The sequence below is a fragment of the Nonomuraea cavernae genome (assembly GCF_040655715.1).
GTDB classification, from domain to species: domain Bacteria; phylum Actinomycetota; class Actinomycetes; order Streptosporangiales; family Streptosporangiaceae; genus Nonomuraea; species Nonomuraea cavernae_A.
On sequence record NZ_JBFAKL010000031.1, the window covers coordinates 27,385 to 44,141 of the forward strand.

Here is a 16,757-nt window from a genome sequence, read left to right on the forward strand (position 1 = left end):
GCTCGCGGGACGTCGGCGGTGACGGGGATGTCGCCGTCGGCTCGCGGGACGTCGGCGGTGACGGGGATGTCGCCGTCGGCTCGCGGGACGTCGGCGGTGACGGGGATGTCGCCGTCGGCTCGCGGGACGTCGGCGGCCACGGGCGGGGCGGCGTCGGTGACCACGAGGTGCGGGCTCGCGTCGGCCAGCACCGCCTCGCGCTCCCGAGGGGTCCACGACGGCTCGACGACCAGGGTCGCGGCGCCGAGCAGGTCGGCGCCGAGCAGCCACGCCGGCACGTCGGGCGCGTCCACGGCGATCCGCGACCCTTCGGCGACGCCGCGCGCGGCCAGCCACCGGGCGGCGCCGTGCGCCCGCGCCAGCAGACCGGCCGGTACGGCTCCGTCGCCGAGGATCGGCGGTGTCGCGAGCGTCATGACGTGGACGTCGTCCTGCCCGGCAGTGCGCGGTGCACCACCGCGGCGATCAGCGAGACGACGACCACCTTGGCCAAGTCGCCCGGCACGTAGATCATCGACTGCACTGCGGCGGCCGGCAGGTCACCGGTGTAGAAGCCGAGCCAGGGGATGCCGATCAGGTAGCTGGCGAGCAGCCCGGACAGGTTGGCGGCCAGCAGCAGCGGCAGCCGGGGCCGTGCCGCGCGCGACACGATCAGCCCGGCGACGAACGCCGACAGGATCCAGCCCAGCAGGAAACCGCCGCTCGGGCCGACGAACGGGGCGATGCCGCCCCGTCCGCCCGACAGGAGCGGCAGGCCGAGGGCGACCAGCCCGAGGAACAGCACGACGGCGGCGGTGCCCCGTCGGGCGCCGAGGATGCTGCCCGCGAGCAGCGGCCCGGCGTTCTGCAGCACGATGGGCACACCGGAGCCGCCGACGTAGACACCAGGGAAGATGCCCAGCACCGCGATGAAGGCGGCGAAGACGACCGTACGGGCGAGGTCGGCGGCAGGCAGGGGGGAGCGGGGTCGAGACACAGCAGTCACGATATCTCCCGGTCTGAAATGCCTGGGCGGTGACCGACGGAGCGATTGACACCCCCGCTGACCTGCGATGACGCCGAGACAAAAAGATCTTGAAAAAAGTACGGCCGATTTGTCGAAGCGCCGCCGTCCCATTCGAAGCGTAGTCAAAGGGCCGAGAACAGCCCCGGACTTACGAGGAGAAGGTCATGAGCCAGCAGCTGACGGAGACTTGCGACCCCCAGACGAGCGTCACCAGGTCGCTGCTCGGCTACGGGATCATCGCCGGACCGGTGTACGTGGTGGTGTCACTCGCCCAGGCGCTGACCAGGGAGGGGTTCGACGTCACCCGGCACGCCTGGAGCCTGCTCGCCAACGGCGACCTCGGCTGGATCCAGATCGCCAACTTCATGGTCGCCGCGGCGGCCACCCTCGCCGCCGCCGTCGGGCTGGGCCGGGCCCTCACCTCGGGGCCGGGAGCGACCTGGGTGCCCCGGCTGATCGGGGTCTACGGGGTGGGCCTGATCGCGTCGGGGATCTTCCGGGCGGACCCCGCGATGGGTTTCCCGGCCGGGACACCGGAGGGGCCGGGCGTCGTGTCACTGCACGGGACGCTGCACTTCGTCGCCGGAGCGGTCGGGTTCGTCTGCCTGACCGTGGCCTGCCTCATCGTCGCCCGCCGGTTCGCCGGCGAGGGGCGCAGGGGATGGGCCGTCTACTCCGGGGTCACCGGGGCGTTCTTCCTGCTGTCCTTCGCCGCCGTCGCGACCGGTGGCGGGGCGCCCTGGGCGACCCTGACCTTCGTCGCGGGGATCGTGGCCGTCTGGACCTGGCTCTCGGCCCTGTCGCTGCACCTCTACCGGCGGGCCATGCCCCAGCGCGGCTGAACCGTCCGGATTCACCAGAGAAAATCACGAAGAAGAGAAAGAGGAACCTGCCATGCGATACGTGATGATGGTCCGCGTCACCTCCAAGCCCGCCACCCCGCCGCCCGCCGATCTGATGGAGGCCATCGCCAAGCTCGGCGGGGAGGCCACCAAGGCCGGTGTGCTGCTGGACAACGCCGGGCTGGCCCCGATCAGCGAAGGCGCCAGGGTGGAGCTCACCGGAGGCAAGCTGAGCGTCACCGACGGCCCGTTCGCCGAGGCGAAGGAGCTGATCAGCTACGCCCTCTACCAGCTCGGGTCCAAGGAGGAGGCGATCGAGTGGGCCTCCCGCTTCATGAAGGTGCACCGTGACCACTGGGCGGGCTGGGAGGGCGAGGTCGACATCCACCGCGTGTTCGGCCCCGAGGACTTCGCCGCCCCCGCCTGATCGCCTGATCCGCACGACAGCGCGTTGCCCGATCCCGCATGACGGCGCCCCCGGTCTCGGTCCGTTTCGGACCTTGGCCGGGGCGCCGTCGTGGTCGGACATGGTTGGATCGGTGGCCATGACGACAGGGGATCCGCGGCGGGCGATCGAGGCGGTCTGGCGGATCGAGTCGGCGCGGGTGGTGGCCGGGCTCGCCCGGATGGTGCGCGACGTCGGCCTCGCCGAGGAGCTGGCGCAGGACGCCCTGGTCGCGGCCCTGGAGCAGTGGCCGGTGTCGGGTGTTCCCGACAATCCGGGCGCGTGGCTGATGCTGACCGCCAAACACCGGGCGATCGACCTGCTGCGCCGCCGTACCCGCTATGAGCAGAAGCTGCAGGAGGTCGGCCACGACCAGGAGCTCCGTCAGGAGTCGGCCGTGGACGAGGTGGACGACGCCCTCGACGACCCGATCGGCGACGACGTGCTGCGGCTGTTCTTCACGGCCTGCCACCCGGTGCTGCCCACGGAGGCGCGGATCGCGCTGACCCTCCGCCTGCTCGGCGGCCTGACCACGGAGGAGATCGCGCGGGCGTTTCTCGTGCCGGAGCCGACCGTCGGGCAGCGGATCTCCCGCGCCAAGCGCACCCTGGCCGAGAAGCGGGTGCGGATCGAGCTGCCCCCACCGGACGAGCTGGCCGACCGGCTCTCCTCGGTGCTGGAGGTCATCTACCTGATCTTCAACGAGGGCTACTCGGCGACCGCGGGCGACGACTGGATGCGCCTGTCGCTCTGCGAGGAGGCGCTGCGCGCGGGCCGGATCCTGGCCGGCCTCATGCCGGAGGAGGCCGAGGTGCACGGGCTCGTCGCGCTGATGGAGATCCAGGCGTCCCGCACCCGCGCCCGCACCGGCCCCGGCGGCGAGGCGATCCTCCTGCTCGACCAGGACCGGCGGCTGTGGGACCGGTTGCTCATCCGCCGCGGGCTGGAGGCGCTCGGCCGCGCGGAGGCGCTCGGCACGATCGGCCCGTACGGCCTGCAGGCCGCGATCGCCGCCTGCCACGCCCGCGCGGCCTCGGCCGGCGACACCGACTGGGAGCGGATGGCCGCCCTCTACCGGGTGCTCGCCCACCTCGCACCGTCGCCGGTCGTGGAGCTGAACCGGGCGGTCGCCGTGGGCATGGCGTACGGCCCCGCGCGCGGGATGGAGATCGTGGACGGCCTGGTCGCCGAGCGCGCGCTCCGGCAGTATCCGCAGTTGCCGGCCGTACGCGGGGATCTGCTGGCCAAGCTGGGACGGCGCGGTGAGGCGCGCGAGGAGTTCGCCCGCGCCGCCGAGCTGACCCGCAACGAACGCGAGCGCGCCCTGTTCCTCGGCCGGGCGGAGGACCTCGCCGAGTAGGCCGGTCAGTCCTCGTCGGCGGGCAGCGCGAACATCCGGATGTAGAGGGGACGCGCGTCCGGCGGCGCGTCCTCGGGCCGGTGGCTGAACTTCATCAGCAGCTCGATGTACGCCTCGTAGAAGTCGTGGAACTCCGCCTTGGTCATCCGGCCGAGCCCGCGCGACCCCTTGGCCCAGTCGGGATCGCGGCGGTAGGCCTCCGGGAAGCGCCTGAACAGCTCGAAATCCTCCTCCATGCCGAGCCGGTGGAACTCGGCGAGCACGGGCCGGTCCTCGGGGGCGAGCTGGTCGGGGGTGGGCAGCCGGAGGTCCCTCGGCCCGGCCTTGCGCCACCAGCGCTCCCTGCCGGTCGAGCGCTCGGGGATCTCCTCGATGAAGCCGTATTTCTCCAGCTGGCGCAGGTGGTAGCTGGTGGTGCCGGTCTTGGCGCCGAGCAGCTCGCCGAGCGTGGTCGAGGTCGCCTCGCCGTACACGCTGAGATGGCGCAGCATCAGCCGGCGCATGGGGTGAGCCAGCGCCTTGAGCCGGGCCGGGTCGTCGAGCAGCAACCGGTCGTCATCCTTCATGATGAACAGCCTAGTCCTGCAGAACGATATCTGCAGATAAATGTCTGCCGAGAAGTCTCTGCATAGTACCTTCGGCAGTATGAGACGAATCCTCCCGGCTGCGGTCGCCGCCGCATGCCTGCTCACGGGACCGGCGACGGCTGCGACCGCCTCGCCCTCGTCCGCATCCGCCACGGCATCCGCCACGGCATTCGCCACCGCGCCCGGCACTGCGCCCGGCACTGCGCCCGGCACTGCGCCCGGCACTGCGCCCGGCACTGCGCCCGGCACTGCGCCCGGCACTGCGCCCGGCACTGCGCCCGGCACTGCGCCCGCGTCCGCCATCGCGCCCCCTGCTGCGGCCACCCCTGCCGTGACCAGCGCCGCCGGCTTACCCGCGTCCGATACCGTTCCGTCCGATCTGACCGCGACCGAGGTGAGTTTCCGCGGTGGTGGCGGCCTCGTTCTGCACGGCACGGTCCTCTCGCCCGCGACGGGAAAAGCGGCGGGAAACGCCACGGGGGACGCCACGGGGGACGCCACGGGGGACGGTGCGGGGGGCGCGCCGGAGGACGGCGCGAGGCCCGCCACGGGCACGGCGGCGGCGAAGACCGATGCCCGGCCGGGCATCGTCCTGGTGCACGGGTCCGGCGCGGGCACCCCGCGAGCCAAACTGATGACCGAGGCCGTCGAGTTCGCGCGCAGGGGCCTGTCGGTGCTCGTCTACGACAAGCGCTCCAAGGACTACTCGCTCACGCGGCGGTCCTACTCGACCCTGGCCGACGACGCGCTCGGCGCCGTGGCCACACTGCGCTCCCAGCCGGGCGTCGACCCGGCGAAGGTCGGCATCTGGGGGTTCAGCGAAGGCGGCTGGGTGGCCCCGATCGCGGCCTCCAGGTCGGCGGACATCGCGTTCGTCGTGGTCGTCGGCGCCAACAGCCAGACGCCGCTGCGCCAGCAGACCTGGGCCGTGGCGGCCGGCCTGCGCAAGGCCGGGGTGTCGGGACCGTTCGTCGACCGAGCCGAGCGCAACCTGTATCGGGTGATCGCCGACGGCGGGCTGTTCCCCGAGCCCTACTACGACCCGGAGCCGACCATCGCCGCGCTGGGCCGGCCGGTGCTCGCCATCTGGGGAGTCCACGACCTGCTCACTCCGCCGAAGGAGAGCCCGCCGGGGTTCGTCTCGGCCCTGGAGAAGAGCGGCAACCGGCACTACACGATCCGCTTCTTCGCAGGTGCTGATCACGCCGCGCACCTGACCCCTGACGGGGGCGTCACCCGGCTGCCCGAGCTGGCTCCCGGCTACGCCGACCTGGTCGGCAGCTGGATCGGCGAGGTCACGGCCGGACGGCCCCCGGTGGCTCAGACGTCCGGTCCGGCCCCCGTGCAGGACTCCCTGACCGTCTCCGTCGACCCGCCTGCCTGGTGGGAGTCGGTGCCGATGCAGGTCGTGGCGCTGGTGCTGCTCGTCGCCGGGTTCGCGGCCTACCCGGTGATCGCGCTGGTGCGCCGGCTGCGCGGCCGCTCGCTCCCGCCGGTGACGAGAGCCGCGCGGCTGGTCAGCGCCGGTGGCCTGACGGTGGTGCTCGGCGCGTTCTGCTACCTGTTCTACGTGGTGATGACCGGCGGCAAGCTGGCCGCTCCCGGGCCCGTGCTGGCCGGCCGCCCGCTCATCTGGCTGGCCCTGCAGGCCCTCTCCGTGGCCTGCGTGATCGCCGCCGTGCTCACCGGGCGGGCCTGGCGCCGCGCCCGCGGTTCCGTGCCGGGCGGGGAGAGGGTACGCCTCGGGTTGCTGCTCACCGGTGGGCTGGTGTTCGTGCCCTGGGCCTTCTACTGGGGCCTGCTGCTGCCGTGACGGGGACGGGCGAGAATCGGTCTCGTGCGGTTCGGAGTCCTGGGGCGGTTGGAGCTGCCGACGAAACTGGGCGACCGGTTCGCCACCGGCATCACCCTCCGGGACTACCCGTACGACACCGCCCCGGACTGAGCGGTCAGCGGTCGAACCAGCGTCCGGTGGCCGGAACGAGCATTAGGACGACGACGACGGCCGGGCACACCGTGGCGCCGATCAGGCTGCCGACGGTGATCCCGGGGTCGATGGCCAGGGCCACCACCTGACCGGCCGCGATGGCGGTCTCCAGGCCGACGGTGACCCAGCGGACCCGCCTCAGCCGCGAGCGCCAGCGGCTCATCAGCCGGCCCAGCAGCACGATGAACGCGACACCGATCGCGAAATACAGGATCGGGCCGAGCTCGAAGAGCCCGTGCATCAGGATGGCCATCCCGAAGAGAGAGAAACCCACCACGGCGAAGGCCACCTGCAGCGTCACGATGAACCTGGCGCTCGTGGCGGCGAACGGCATGCGCGTCGCCTCGGTGACCTGCGTCATGTGATCATCGTGCCTGAGATCTCATCGTGAGGAAAGTCACATACCGGTCATTGCCTTGATCGTCGCGGTCATGTTCGCCCGCAGCTGGGCCAGCCGCTCGTCGACGATGGCCGCCACGTTGCCGGGATCCCGCTCCACGGCGGCCCGCGGCCCGGTCATCCCCGGGCCGTGCTCGAACGCGTGGCGCACCAGAGTCCCTCCGGCGTGCGGCGCCAGGTCGTAGCTCCAGAGCGAGCCGTGCCGCCCGGCCTGGTCGAGGACCACCCAGGCGAACCGGTGCGGAGGCTCCGACTCGGTGACCACGCAGGTCACCGAGAGGGTGACACCGAAGCGGTTGCGGCCCTCGAAGCGGGCGCCCACGCGGGGCCCCGGCGGCGAGTCGAGCCAGGCCCCGTACGTGCACTCCGGGCTCCACTCCCCGATCCGGGAGACGTCGGTGACCAGGGCCCACATCTCGTCCGGAGACCGCGGGACCACGATCTCGACCTCGGCCCGGGCCCCGGTGACGCCGTCTGCGAACTCCCGCACCTCCACCGTGCCGAACTTGGCGGCCGGATGCCGGGCGGCCACCTCCACCGCCTCCTCCAGGCTCGCGCACTCCAGGATGTCGAAGCCGCCCATCTGCTCCTTCGTCTCCGCGAACGGCCCGTCGCCGACGAGCACCCTGCCGTCCCGCACGCGCACCGCCCGGCCCTCGCTCGCCGGGCGCAGGGCGTGACCCTGGAGGCGGATTCCCCGGCTGTCCATCTCCTCGACCCACGCCTCGGGCGAGCTCTCCTCGGGGGTCACGTCGGTGGACGGGTCGACGCAGATCAGCAACAGAAACTTCACCGTGATCGTTCCTCTCGTGAAACGGGTTCAAGGCACCGACGAACGGCCGACGGCGGGACGGACAAGTGGACAGCGCCCTCTCTGCATCGGATATTGGGTCAGATATCCGTCACTACAGAAGGATTTTCATGGATGTACGCCTGGACCACCTCGTCTGCTGGGTCTCGGACCAGCTCCGCGCGCTCGACTTCTACGAGCGGGTGATCGGGTTGCCAGGTGTGCGGGCCGCTGAGTTCCGGGCCGGGAAGGCGTCGTTTCCCAGCGTGCGGATCACGGACGAGACCATCCTCGACCTCATGCGCCAGGACGCCGCGGGGCAGGTCGACGAGGGCACCGGCGTCAAGGGCAGCGCGGGCCACCCGGTCAACCACTTCTGCCTGTCGGTCGGCCGGGCGGACTTCGAGGCCCTCAAGGCCCGGCTGGAACGGCACGGCGTGCAGGTCACGGGCACCGGCGCCGATTCCTTCGGCGCTCAGGGCATCGCCCCAGAGGTGATCTACTTTTCCGACCCCGACGACAACGTGATCGAGGTCCGCTACTACGCCTGATCCCGACCGGCGGATTGTCGGTGTTCTTTGCTAGACAGGGCCCATGGGTGTGAGTGTCGAAGAGTTCCTCAAGCTGCTGGACGAGTTGCCCGAGGTGCGCACGAGCCGGGGTGGTGACTGGGTGGCCGTCAAGGTGCGGGGCAAGGGGTTCGGCTACCTGTGGGAGGAGACCGAGACCGTCGGGCTCAAGGCGACGATCGAGGAGCAGCTTGCGCTGGTGGCCGAGCGGCCCGACGTGTTCGAGGTGCAGTTCACCGCCGGGCGGTTCGGGTGGGTGGTGGTCCGGCTCGACCGCATCGACTACGACGAGCTGTTCGAGCTGGTCGCCGAGGCGTGGTGCCTGACCGCGCCCAAGCAGTTGGTGGCGGCCTTCGAGGCAAAACACCGCATAGGCGGATAATCTTCTAATAATGCTGCATACGACCATCGAGCTGCGCGAGTGGCGCGACGACGACGCGCCCGCCGTCCTGGCCGTCTTCCAGGAGCCCGACATGCGCGCGCAGGCGCCCTGGCCAGTTGTCACCCTGAAAGACGCGATGGGCTGGATCGCCGCCTGGTCGGGCGTGGGTCACGCGTTCGCCGTGACGCTCGACGGCCGGGTGGTCGGCAACGTCGCGGTGACGGGCATCGACGCGCACGACACCGGCTGGGTGTCCTACTGGACGGCTCCCGAGGCCAGGGGGCGCGGGGTCGCCGCCGTGGCCACGGCCCAGCTCGCGCGCTGGGCGTTCCGCGAGCGGGGCCTGTTCCGGCTGGAGCTCGGTCACCGCATCGACAACCCGGCCTCGTGCCGGGTGGCGACCAAGGCCGGGTTCCGCCCCGAGGGCATCGAGCGGGCCAAGCTCAGCTACGACGGCGTCCGCTACGACGTCGAACGCCATGCCCGCCTCGCCACCGACCGCCCCTGACCCCACCGCCCCTGACCCGACCGCCCCTGACCCGACCGCCCCTGACCCGACCGCCCCTGACCCGACCGCCCCTGGCCTGATCGCCCCTGGCCCGACCGGCCCTGGCCTGATCGGTCCTGGCCTGATCGGTCCTGGCCTGATCGGTCCTGGCCTGATCGGTCCTGGCCTGATCGGTCCTGGCCTGATCGGTCCTGGCCTGATCGGTCCTGAATCCGATCGGTCCTGATCCGGCCGGTCCTGGCACGCTCTACGGCCGGGCCGGATCCGTGAGGGCCATGGCCGGGGCCGGTCCGAGGTGGTCAGGGGGTGGCGGGTTGATCTACGCTCGGAGGGTGGACAGCGAGAGCCTGGCCGCGGCCGGCCTGCTGGCGGCCCTGAGCCGGGCGGCAGGCCTCCTCGCCGAGTTACATCACCCGTTCGTGCGTAGCGAGCCGTTCTCCTACTTCGTCCCGCCGGCCGGTGCCCGCACCGGCGTCGCGTTCACCCTCCCGGACGGCCGTGAGCTCTGCTTCGCCGTCTCGATCGCCGTCTCCGAGGGGGCCTTCCACGTGGACGGCTCGGTCTCGGTCGAGGGCGAAATGCTCCTCGAACTACCGCGCAAGACCACCCCCGACCTCCGTGACGGCCTGGCCGTGTTCGACGACTACGCCGCCGAGGTGGTGGCCCCGGCAGGCCGCCTCATCGATGAACAACTCGACAGCATTGTCTGATTGTCAGACAATGCTGGAATGAAGAACGGACCTCTCGCCGTCGTGGGCGCCTCCGTGCTGTGGGGGACGGCCGGCACGGCGGGGTTGCTCGTCTCCGCCGACTCCGTCGCGCTGGCCGCGGCCCGGCTGGTCATCGGCGGCTTCGCGCTCGCGCTGTTCGCCGGTCGAGGCATCCTGCGGGCGGTGACCCCCGGCCTGCTGCTCGCCGCCGCCGCGGTCGCGGCCTACCAGCTCTGCTTCTTCGCCGCGGTCGGCCGCACCGGCGTCGCCATCGGCACGGTCGTCGCGATCGGCAGCGGGCCCGTGTTCACCGGCCTGCTCGCCTGGCTGCTCCACGGCGAGCGGCCGAGCCGCCGCTGGGCGCTCGCCACCTCGGTGGCGATCTGCGGCTGCGTGGCCCTGATCGTCGGAGGCGGCGCGGAGGCGGGCGGGCAACTCGTCTCCGGCGTGCTGCTGGCGCTGGCCGGCGGGGTGCTCTACGCCTTCTACGCGGTCAGCGCGGCCCGCGCGATCGGAGGTGGCGCGCCCTCCAACGCGGTGATGGGCGTGCTGTTCGGCGGCGCCGCCGTGATCATGCTGCCCGTCCTGCTGGTGCGGGGAGTCGACTGGATGGCCGAGCCGCGCGGCCTGCTCGCCGTCCTCTACCTGGGCCTCGGCACGACCGCCCTGTCCTACTTCCTGTACGGCAGGGGCCTGCGCAGCACCCCGGTGGCCACGGCCGCCACGCTCGCCCTGGCCGAACCCGCGGTCGCCGCCCTGCTCGGCCTGGTCGTGCTGGGCGAGCGTCTGGGCTTCGTCTCGGTCACCGGGCTGGTGCTTCTGGCGATCAGCCTCGTCGCCGTCGCCATACCGGCAAGGACCGCCACACCGGCGAAGGGCTCCGTACCTGGAAACGGGTCCGTGCCCGGTGACGGGTCCGTGCCTGGAAAGGGGCCCGTACCCGGAAACGGGCCCGTACCCGGAAACGGGCCCGTACCCGGAAACGGGTCCGTGCCTGGAAAGGGGTCCGTATCGGCGAGGGTGCCCGTATCGGCGAGGGTGCCCCTGTCGGGCGGGGTCGCCGTGCCGGGGAGGACGCCGGTGACGGGTACGGCGGCCGTGCCGGAAGACGGTTAGAGTCACGGTCGTGACGCTGCCCCTTCGACCTGTCTCCGCCGTCGGCGCGCTGGCCGACGCGCTGCGCCGCAGGGTCCTGTCCGGCGAGATCGAGCCCGGCAGGCCGTTGCCCGAGCAGGAGATCGCCGCCACCTACGGCGTGGCCAGGCCGACGGTCCGCGAGGCGCTGGCCGCGCTCGTCCACGAGGGCCTGCTGCGACGCGAGCGCAACCGCAGCGCGTACGTCCCCGAGGTGACGCTGGCCGACCTGGCGGACCTGATGTACGTGCGCGGGCCGCTGGAGGACCTGATGGCCGAGGCGGTGACCGGCCGGCGGGTGCCCGAGGCTGAGGCGGCGCTGGCCCGGATGGACGCGCTGCCCGCCGCGGCGCCGTGGGCCGATTCGGTGGCCGAGCACATGGCGCTGCACCAGGCGCTGATCGAGGCGGTGGGGAGCCCGCGGCTGGAGCGGCTCTACGGCGCGCTGCACGCCGAGACCCGGCTTGGCCTGGTCCGGTTGCGCGAGGTCTACGAGGACAGGGAGGTGCTCGTGCGCGAACATCGAGAGCTGCTCGACGCGATCGCGGAGGGTCCCGCCGAGGCGGCGCGGGCGGCGGTCGCCGCTCACCTCGGTCACGGGTGGGGCGGAGAGTGGCACCCATAATCGCGAACCCTTGCGGGACAACCCCAGAACTCGCAAGAATCGCGGCCATGCACGGCAATCCGATGCCGGACTCCTACGTGTATGTCACGGAAGAGGGCGTCACCCGTCACCACGCGGACGGAAGCGTTGAGGCACTCGCGTGGGAGGACGTCGTCGAGGTCCGCGTGGTGACCGAGCCCGGGGCGGACGTCCTCTACATCCTGCTCGACCGTGATGGCGAGGGCTGTGTGGTGCCGCGGTCGGCCACCGACGCGACGTTCCTCGCCCGGCTGCGCTACCTGCCCGACTTCGATCTCGAACGGCTCACCCTCGCGGCCGAGTCGGGACACGACGGAGTGGTGGTCGTCTGGCGTAGCCCGGACCCGCCGTCCGCGCTGCCTGACCTGGAATATGACTAAAGTTAGCGTTCGTCCTTTTTGGGCAAGCTTTCGTGGGTAATATTTATGGTTTCGAGACTTTCTGCACGGTGCCGTTCTCGCGCTCTTAGCGAGTGAACACAGTGTCATCCCCACGTCTAGGGGCTTTCTCCAGTAAATATGGCCGGTTGTGGACGGTCAGGTGTATTTCACCTGAATGGTCGCCGTCTATAGAATGATCTCGCTGTCACGGCATTTCACTGCGAGGACGTCGACCGCCAACTTCGGGACGTCTGGTGTGCATGGGGTGGGGACTGGCACGGCGAGGGAACATGGGGATTGTCTTCGAAGAGGCCCGTGCCGAAGCGCGCCGGTTATCCGGGGTCACGGTCTGGTCTCAACGGTATGTACGCATGGTCGTGGTGGGAGACATACTCTGCGGCCTACTGGGATTGGGAGGGGTGGTAGTCGCCCGGCAGTTGCTGGGCTATATCGCACCATGGGAAATAGTGCTTTCCGCCTCGATTGCTGCTGTTTGGCCATTGGTGGTGCGATTGACCGGTGGCTACGACGTTCGTTCACTGGGCGAAGGGGCGGAGGAATACCGCAGCATCCTGCGCGGGATGGCCATGCTGGCCTCCTCGGTCGCCATCATCGCGTACGCCACGCAGACGCCCGTCGCCCGCGGCATCGTGATGATCGGCATTCCGCTGGCCGGCCTGGCCGATCTGGTCTTCAGGTACGCCATGCGCAAACACCTGCACCGCCAGCGCTACGACGGCGACTGCATGCGGCGCGTGGTCGTCGTCGGTCACTGGGTGAGCGTGCTGGAGCTGCACCGGTCGCTCAGCCGCAAGCCGCACCACGGCATGAAGATCGTCGCCGCCTGTGTCCCGGCGCAGAACCAGGTGACGCTGCCCAGCCAGTTCGACGGCTTCCCGGTGATGGGCGACTTCTCCAACGTCCACGAGGTCGTCCGGTGGGTCGACGCCGACACCGTGGCCGTGCTGTCATGCCCCGAGCTCGACGGGGCGGCCCTGCGCCGGCTGGCCTGGCGCCTTGAGGAGGCGGGCACCGACCTCTACGTCGCCTCCGCCTTGATGGAGGTGGCGGGGCCGCGCATCAACATCCGGCCGGTGGCCGGGCTGCCGCTCCTGCACGTGGCCCATCCGGACCTCAACGGCGCGCGGCAGGTCATCAAGGCGGTCTTCGACCGGATCGTGGCCCTCGTGAGCATGCTCACGCTCGTGCCGGTGCTGCTCGCGGTGTTCGTGGCGATCCGCTTCACCAGCCGTGGGCCCGCGTTGTTCAGGCAGACGCGGGTCGGCAAGGACGGCAGGGAGTTCGTCATCTACAAGTTCCGCACGATGGTGCAGGACGCCGAGCGCGCGCGATGCGAGCTCGCCGGCCTGGACGAGGGCAACGGCGTGCTGTTCAAAATTCGGAACGATCCAAGGATCACCAGGATCGGCGCCATGCTCCGGCGCTACTCGGTCGACGAGCTGCCCCAGCTGCTGAACGTCCTGCGCGGCGACATGTCGCTGGTCGGGCCACGTCCGCCGCTGCCGGAGGAGGTCCAGAAGTACGGCGACGACGTACGCAGGCGGCTGCTGGTGAAGCCGGGCATCACCGGCCTGTGGCAGGTGAGCGGCCGATCCGATCTGAGCTGGGAGGAGTCGGTACGTCTGGACCTGCGCTACGTCGAGAACTGGTCGCTCATCCTGGATCTGCAGATCCTGTGGAAGACCTGGTCGACGGTGCTGCGCGGCACCGGCGCCTACTGATCACCCGCTGCGCTCCTCGGCCAGCGCGTCGAGCAGGTCGGGCACCTCCGGGTGCCCGGCCGCGTCGAGCTTCCTGGCGAAGAAGGCGTCGCTCGCCACGAGGAGGTCGCGATGCCCGGCGGTGATGGTCTGCGGGTGCTTCGACCGGGGCGTCCACTTGATGAAGCGCTTGCTGTCGTTGCGGACCAGCTCGGGCGCGCACGTGTTGAGCGCCATGCTCGCGATGAAGCACTCGTCGGGGATGGGCGCGTGACGCAGGTAGCGGAGCAGCCGGTCGGAGAGCGGGGTCGCCTCCAGCATGCCGCCGACCGCGTCCGCGGACAGGTTGAACCACATGTCCCCCACGTAGAGCCCCACTCCGTCGCGATAGGGGTGGCGGCGAGCGACGGGCAGCGGCAGCGAGCGCGCGCTGAACGGCAGCCGCCGCCGGTGGAGGTAGCGCCGCCGCGTCAGGTCCTGCCACGGATGGACGTCGTCGGCGGGGTCGCCGTCGGCCCGGAAGTGACGGAGATAGGCGTGGGCCGGCGTGACGGCCAGCTCGTTCTCGATGTCGCGCATGGTGCGGATCGGATAGTCCTGGCCTGACACCAGCAGGGCCCACGACAGGTCGGGAACGTTCGCGCGCACCCAGTCGAGCGCCCGCCACTGCGCCCGCACGAGCGAGAGCCGGCCCCAGCGGCACGGCGCCGGGTCGGGGATCACCGCGACGTCGGAGGCCGGCCGCAGGGTCAGCGGCTCCCCGGTCGGGTCGTGGTGGACCACGGCGAGAGTGTTGGCGCCCGTGGTGACGCGCCGGACGAGCCTCGCGACCTGCGCGGGGTCGCGGTGTGACAGGACGATCACGGCGACGGTACCGCTCATGGACCGGACCGCTCCTTTCGTCGGAGGGCGGGAGCGCGACGGAAGAGACCGGTCACCCGCCACCAGAGGTTCGCCACGATGGCGCCGGAATCCTCGGGCAGCCGGCAGTCGCCGAGGTCGCACGGGCTCTTGGCCGAGTAGCCGGGATCGGTGGCGATGGCCCGCCACGCGGCCAGCGAATCAGGGGTGCGGGCGACGTCGAAGTCGCAGGCGGGCGCGGCGCCGCCCAGGTTGCGCGCGTCCCAGGAGAGCAGGGCGCGATACTGCTCGTAGCCCGGGCTGAGGAACATCTTCCTGGCCGCGTTCAGCCACTCCGCCCGCCGGCCGGGGCGTTCGGGGTCCTCGACCGAGCCCCACTCCAGCAGCATCAGGCCCTTGTCCGGATGCAGCTCGCCGAAGCGCCGCTGCCCTTCGACCACCTCGGCCGGCTCCGCCCAGCGGCCTTTCGGGTTGTCGCAGGCGTAGCCGTTGTAGGAGTCGGCCGCGATGTGGTCGACGTACGCGTCGCCCGGATAGAACAGGCTCGCCGCCGTACGGTCCGTGCGCTCGAAGGCGACCGAGGTGACGGTCCACACGTAACGGGCGTTCGTCACGCCCTGCGCGCGCTGGAGGTCGACGACCTTGCGCCAGGCGTCGACGAAGTCGGCCCCCTCGCCCATCGGCCGGGAGCCCTTGGCCTCGGGTTCGTGGCTGAAGGTGAAGTAGACGATCGCGCCGAAATCCTTGATCTGCGCCGCCTGCCGGACCATGTCCTGGTGAAGCGGATCCCCGGGGCGAGAGTCCGCGATGTCGCGCCAGCGGATCGGGCTGCCGTCGCCGCGCCGCGACTTCACCGACACGAAGACCGTGTGCCCGGTGTCGCGCGCCCAGGTCTCGTCGGCGTCGAAGAGGGTCCAGTCCCACCTTTTGAAGACGCGGACGCCGGCCAGCGGCACACCGGTCTCGCTCTCGCGCCGCTCGATCTCCGCGCGGCTCTGCCCGACCGCGCCGAGCATGAGCCTGCGTTCGCCCACCGGTACGGCGCAGGCCCCTGGCACGACGATGGCCACGGCCATCAGGACGACGATTCCGGCCCTCCGCACGACGCCTCCTAGGGTGTGGCGTCCAGGAGAAGCAGCAGATGCCGCTCTCCGGCCGCGGCGGTCAGGGCTCTCTCGGGCCGGTCGTTGTCCAGGACCACGACGGGCCCCGGCCGGCTGCGCGGCACCCGGTCACCCGAGCCCAGCTGCCCCTTGCCGTTGGCCCCCCAGGTGCGCACCGTCCCGTCGTCGAGGATCGCCGCTCCGTACGCCTCTCCCGCGTAGACCTGGTGGACGCCTCTGAGGACCTCGCCGTTGGTGCCCACCATCTGCGCCGGCGTCGTCCGGAGCTCGGTCGTGCCGTCGCCGAGCTGTCCCGCCGTGTTGTTGCCCCAGGCCACGACGGTCCGGTCGCGCAGGATCGCGAAGTTGTGCTTCTCGGCGGCGGCCATCGAGATGACCCCGGACAGGGCCGCCCTGCCGCCCGGCCCGGAGACCATCGCGGGGACGAGCCTGGTCTCCGTGTCGCCCGAGCCGAGCTGGCCCATGTCGTTGTAGCCCCAGGAGACCAGGTGACCGTCCTGCAGCAGGGCGAGCCCGTGCTGGCCGCCCATGGCGATGGCCGTGACCCCCGTGAGCCGGCCGGCGCCGTCGACCCCGTGCACGGGCACCGGCAGGGACCGGCTCTTCGTGGTGCCGTCGCCCAGCATGCCGTAGTTGTTGGCGCCCCAGGACACGACCGAGCCGTCCTTGAGCAGCGCCAGCTCGGTGCGGCCGTCCGCGGAGACGGCGGTGACGTCCTTCAGCGGTCCGTCGCCGTCCTCGTTCTTCACGGTCGTCGGGGTGAGCGGCGCGTCGCGCGTGCCGATGCCGCGTTGTCCCGCGTCGCCCTTGCCCCAGGTGACCACGGTCCCGTCGGCCAGCAGCGCCATCGAGAAGTCGCTGTTGGCGGAGACGGCGACGGCGCCGCTCAGCTGTCCGGTCCCGCCGTCGGCGGCCCGGACGGGAACCGGCCTGTCGCTGGAGGTGGTCGTGCCGTCTCCGAGCTGGCCCAGGTCGTTGGCGCCCCAGGCCACCACGGAACCGTCACTGGTCACCGCGATCGAGTGCCGGCCACCGGCCGCCAGGGCCACGACGTCGTCCAGTGCCTTTCGGCCGTCGATCCCGGTGACCCTGTCCAGGCCGGAGGAGATCTCAGCCGATTTACGGCCCAGCTGCCCGTCGGCGTTCCAGCCTGTCGTCCAGAGCCCTCCCGCCGTCCTCGGCGTGCCCCGGTCGCCGCCGGCGGGCGGCGTCGGCACGACCACCCGCTCCGTCGCGGGTGACGACCCGCAGGCCCCGGCGAGGGCCGCGCACAGCGCCAGGCAGAGGAAGGCGCGCCGGCCTGCCATGG

Annotated in this window: 20 protein-coding genes; 12 read left to right on the forward strand and 8 right to left on the reverse strand. The window is 71.4% G+C overall.

The features are described from left to right. A partial coding sequence (locus AB0I38_RS33540; protein ID WP_358489865.1) for an AMP-binding protein occupies window positions 1–416 on the reverse strand: 416 nt, incomplete at its 3' end. Beyond that, complete coding sequence (locus tag AB0I38_RS33545; RefSeq protein ID WP_358489868.1) at window positions 413–976, reverse strand: biotin transporter BioY; 564 nt, start codon at window positions 974–976, stop codon at window positions 413–415. The genes AB0I38_RS33545 and AB0I38_RS33540, both read right to left, overlap by 4 nt. Window positions 977–1,170: 194 nt before the next feature. Between AB0I38_RS33545 and AB0I38_RS33550 the strand changes: the two genes are divergently transcribed. The 3 genes from AB0I38_RS33550 to AB0I38_RS33560 all read left to right on the forward strand — a co-directional run bounded on the left by AB0I38_RS33550 (window position 1,171) and on the right by AB0I38_RS33560 (window position 3,653). Then, window positions 1,171–1,848: a DUF998 domain-containing protein gene (locus AB0I38_RS33550; RefSeq protein ID WP_358489871.1), complete on the forward strand. Its 678-nt coding sequence runs from the start codon at window positions 1,171–1,173 to the stop codon at window positions 1,846–1,848. A 52-nt stretch (window positions 1,849–1,900) separates the two neighbouring features. Next, a complete protein-coding gene (locus tag AB0I38_RS33555; RefSeq protein ID WP_358489874.1) occupies window positions 1,901–2,275 on the forward strand; it encodes a YciI family protein in 375 nt (124 codons plus the stop codon). Between the two features lie 118 nt (window positions 2,276–2,393). After that, entirely contained in the window at window positions 2,394–3,653 is a 1,260-nt protein-coding gene (locus AB0I38_RS33560) for an RNA polymerase sigma factor (RefSeq protein WP_358489877.1), read from the forward strand. A gap of 5 nt (window positions 3,654–3,658) precedes the next feature. On the opposite strand, the gene AB0I38_RS33565 is transcribed toward AB0I38_RS33560, so the two are convergent. Then, window positions 3,659–4,219, reverse strand: coding sequence for an ArsR/SmtB family transcription factor (locus tag AB0I38_RS33565; protein WP_358489881.1), 561 nt, complete (start codon window positions 4,217–4,219; stop codon window positions 3,659–3,661). Between the two features lie 415 nt (window positions 4,220–4,634). On the opposite strand from AB0I38_RS33565, the gene AB0I38_RS33570 reads away from it, so the two are divergent. After that, window positions 4,635–6,053: an alpha/beta hydrolase family protein gene (locus tag AB0I38_RS33570; protein ID WP_358489885.1), complete on the forward strand. Its 1,419-nt coding sequence runs from the start codon at window positions 4,635–4,637 to the stop codon at window positions 6,051–6,053. A gap of 136 nt (window positions 6,054–6,189) precedes the next feature. Here AB0I38_RS33570 and AB0I38_RS33575 read toward each other — a convergent pair whose 3' ends face one another. Next, the gene (locus tag AB0I38_RS33575) at window positions 6,190–6,588 is read right to left on the reverse strand and encodes a hypothetical protein (RefSeq protein ID WP_358489888.1); all 399 of its coding nucleotides are present in this window, start codon (window positions 6,586–6,588) and stop codon (window positions 6,190–6,192) included. A gap of 36 nt (window positions 6,589–6,624) precedes the next feature. Continuing rightward, window positions 6,625–7,419: an SRPBCC family protein gene (locus AB0I38_RS33580; RefSeq protein WP_358489892.1), complete on the reverse strand. Its 795-nt coding sequence runs from the start codon at window positions 7,417–7,419 to the stop codon at window positions 6,625–6,627. A gap of 128 nt (window positions 7,420–7,547) precedes the next feature. Here AB0I38_RS33580 and AB0I38_RS33585 point away from each other — a divergent pair, with 128 nt between their 5' ends. The 8 genes from AB0I38_RS33585 (at window position 7,548) to AB0I38_RS33620 (ending at window position 13,484) form a co-directional block, all read left to right on the forward strand. Next, a complete protein-coding gene (locus tag AB0I38_RS33585) occupies window positions 7,548–7,967 on the forward strand; it encodes a VOC family protein (RefSeq protein ID WP_358489895.1) in 420 nt (139 codons plus the stop codon). A 43-nt stretch (window positions 7,968–8,010) separates the two neighbouring features. Beyond that, window positions 8,011–8,367: an MmcQ/YjbR family DNA-binding protein gene (locus AB0I38_RS33590; protein WP_358489898.1), complete on the forward strand. Its 357-nt coding sequence runs from the start codon at window positions 8,011–8,013 to the stop codon at window positions 8,365–8,367. A gap of 10 nt (window positions 8,368–8,377) precedes the next feature. Then, window positions 8,378–8,875: a GNAT family N-acetyltransferase gene (locus AB0I38_RS33595; protein ID WP_358489900.1), complete on the forward strand. Its 498-nt coding sequence runs from the start codon at window positions 8,378–8,380 to the stop codon at window positions 8,873–8,875. A gap of 332 nt (window positions 8,876–9,207) precedes the next feature. Then, window positions 9,208–9,585, forward strand: coding sequence for a hypothetical protein (locus tag AB0I38_RS33600; RefSeq protein WP_358489903.1), 378 nt, complete (start codon window positions 9,208–9,210; stop codon window positions 9,583–9,585). A gap of 18 nt (window positions 9,586–9,603) precedes the next feature. After that, complete coding sequence (locus AB0I38_RS33605) at window positions 9,604–10,701, forward strand: DMT family transporter (protein WP_358489905.1); 1,098 nt, start codon at window positions 9,604–9,606, stop codon at window positions 10,699–10,701. 10 nt (window positions 10,702–10,711) lie between these two features. Next, window positions 10,712–11,344 carry a GntR family transcriptional regulator gene (locus AB0I38_RS33610; protein WP_358489909.1) on the forward strand — a complete coding sequence of 211 codons (633 nt, stop codon included), beginning with the start codon at window positions 10,712–10,714 and terminating at the stop codon, window positions 11,342–11,344. 47 nt (window positions 11,345–11,391) lie between these two features. Continuing rightward, the gene (locus AB0I38_RS33615) at window positions 11,392–11,742 is read left to right on the forward strand and encodes a hypothetical protein (RefSeq protein ID WP_358489911.1); all 351 of its coding nucleotides are present in this window, start codon (window positions 11,392–11,394) and stop codon (window positions 11,740–11,742) included. 290 nt (window positions 11,743–12,032) lie between these two features. After that, entirely contained in the window at window positions 12,033–13,484 is a 1,452-nt protein-coding gene (locus AB0I38_RS33620) for a sugar transferase (RefSeq protein ID WP_358489913.1), read from the forward strand. On the opposite strand, the gene AB0I38_RS33625 is transcribed toward AB0I38_RS33620, so the two are convergent. From AB0I38_RS33625 to AB0I38_RS33635, 3 genes are read right to left on the reverse strand one after another with little or no spacing between them, the layout of a single operon-like run. Next, on the reverse strand, window positions 13,485–14,345 hold the full coding sequence (locus AB0I38_RS33625) for a beta-1,6-N-acetylglucosaminyltransferase (RefSeq protein ID WP_358489916.1): 861 nt from the start codon (window positions 14,343–14,345) through the stop codon (window positions 13,485–13,487). Beyond that, window positions 14,342–15,427, reverse strand: coding sequence for a glycosyl hydrolase (locus AB0I38_RS33630; RefSeq protein ID WP_358489918.1), 1,086 nt, complete (start codon window positions 15,425–15,427; stop codon window positions 14,342–14,344). Before AB0I38_RS33630 ends, AB0I38_RS33625 begins: the two co-directional genes overlap by 4 nt. A gap of 8 nt (window positions 15,428–15,435) precedes the next feature. Further along, complete coding sequence (locus AB0I38_RS33635; RefSeq protein WP_358489919.1) at window positions 15,436–16,755, reverse strand: RCC1-like domain-containing protein; 1,320 nt, start codon at window positions 16,753–16,755, stop codon at window positions 15,436–15,438. Window positions 16,756–16,757: the final 2 nt, after the last annotated feature.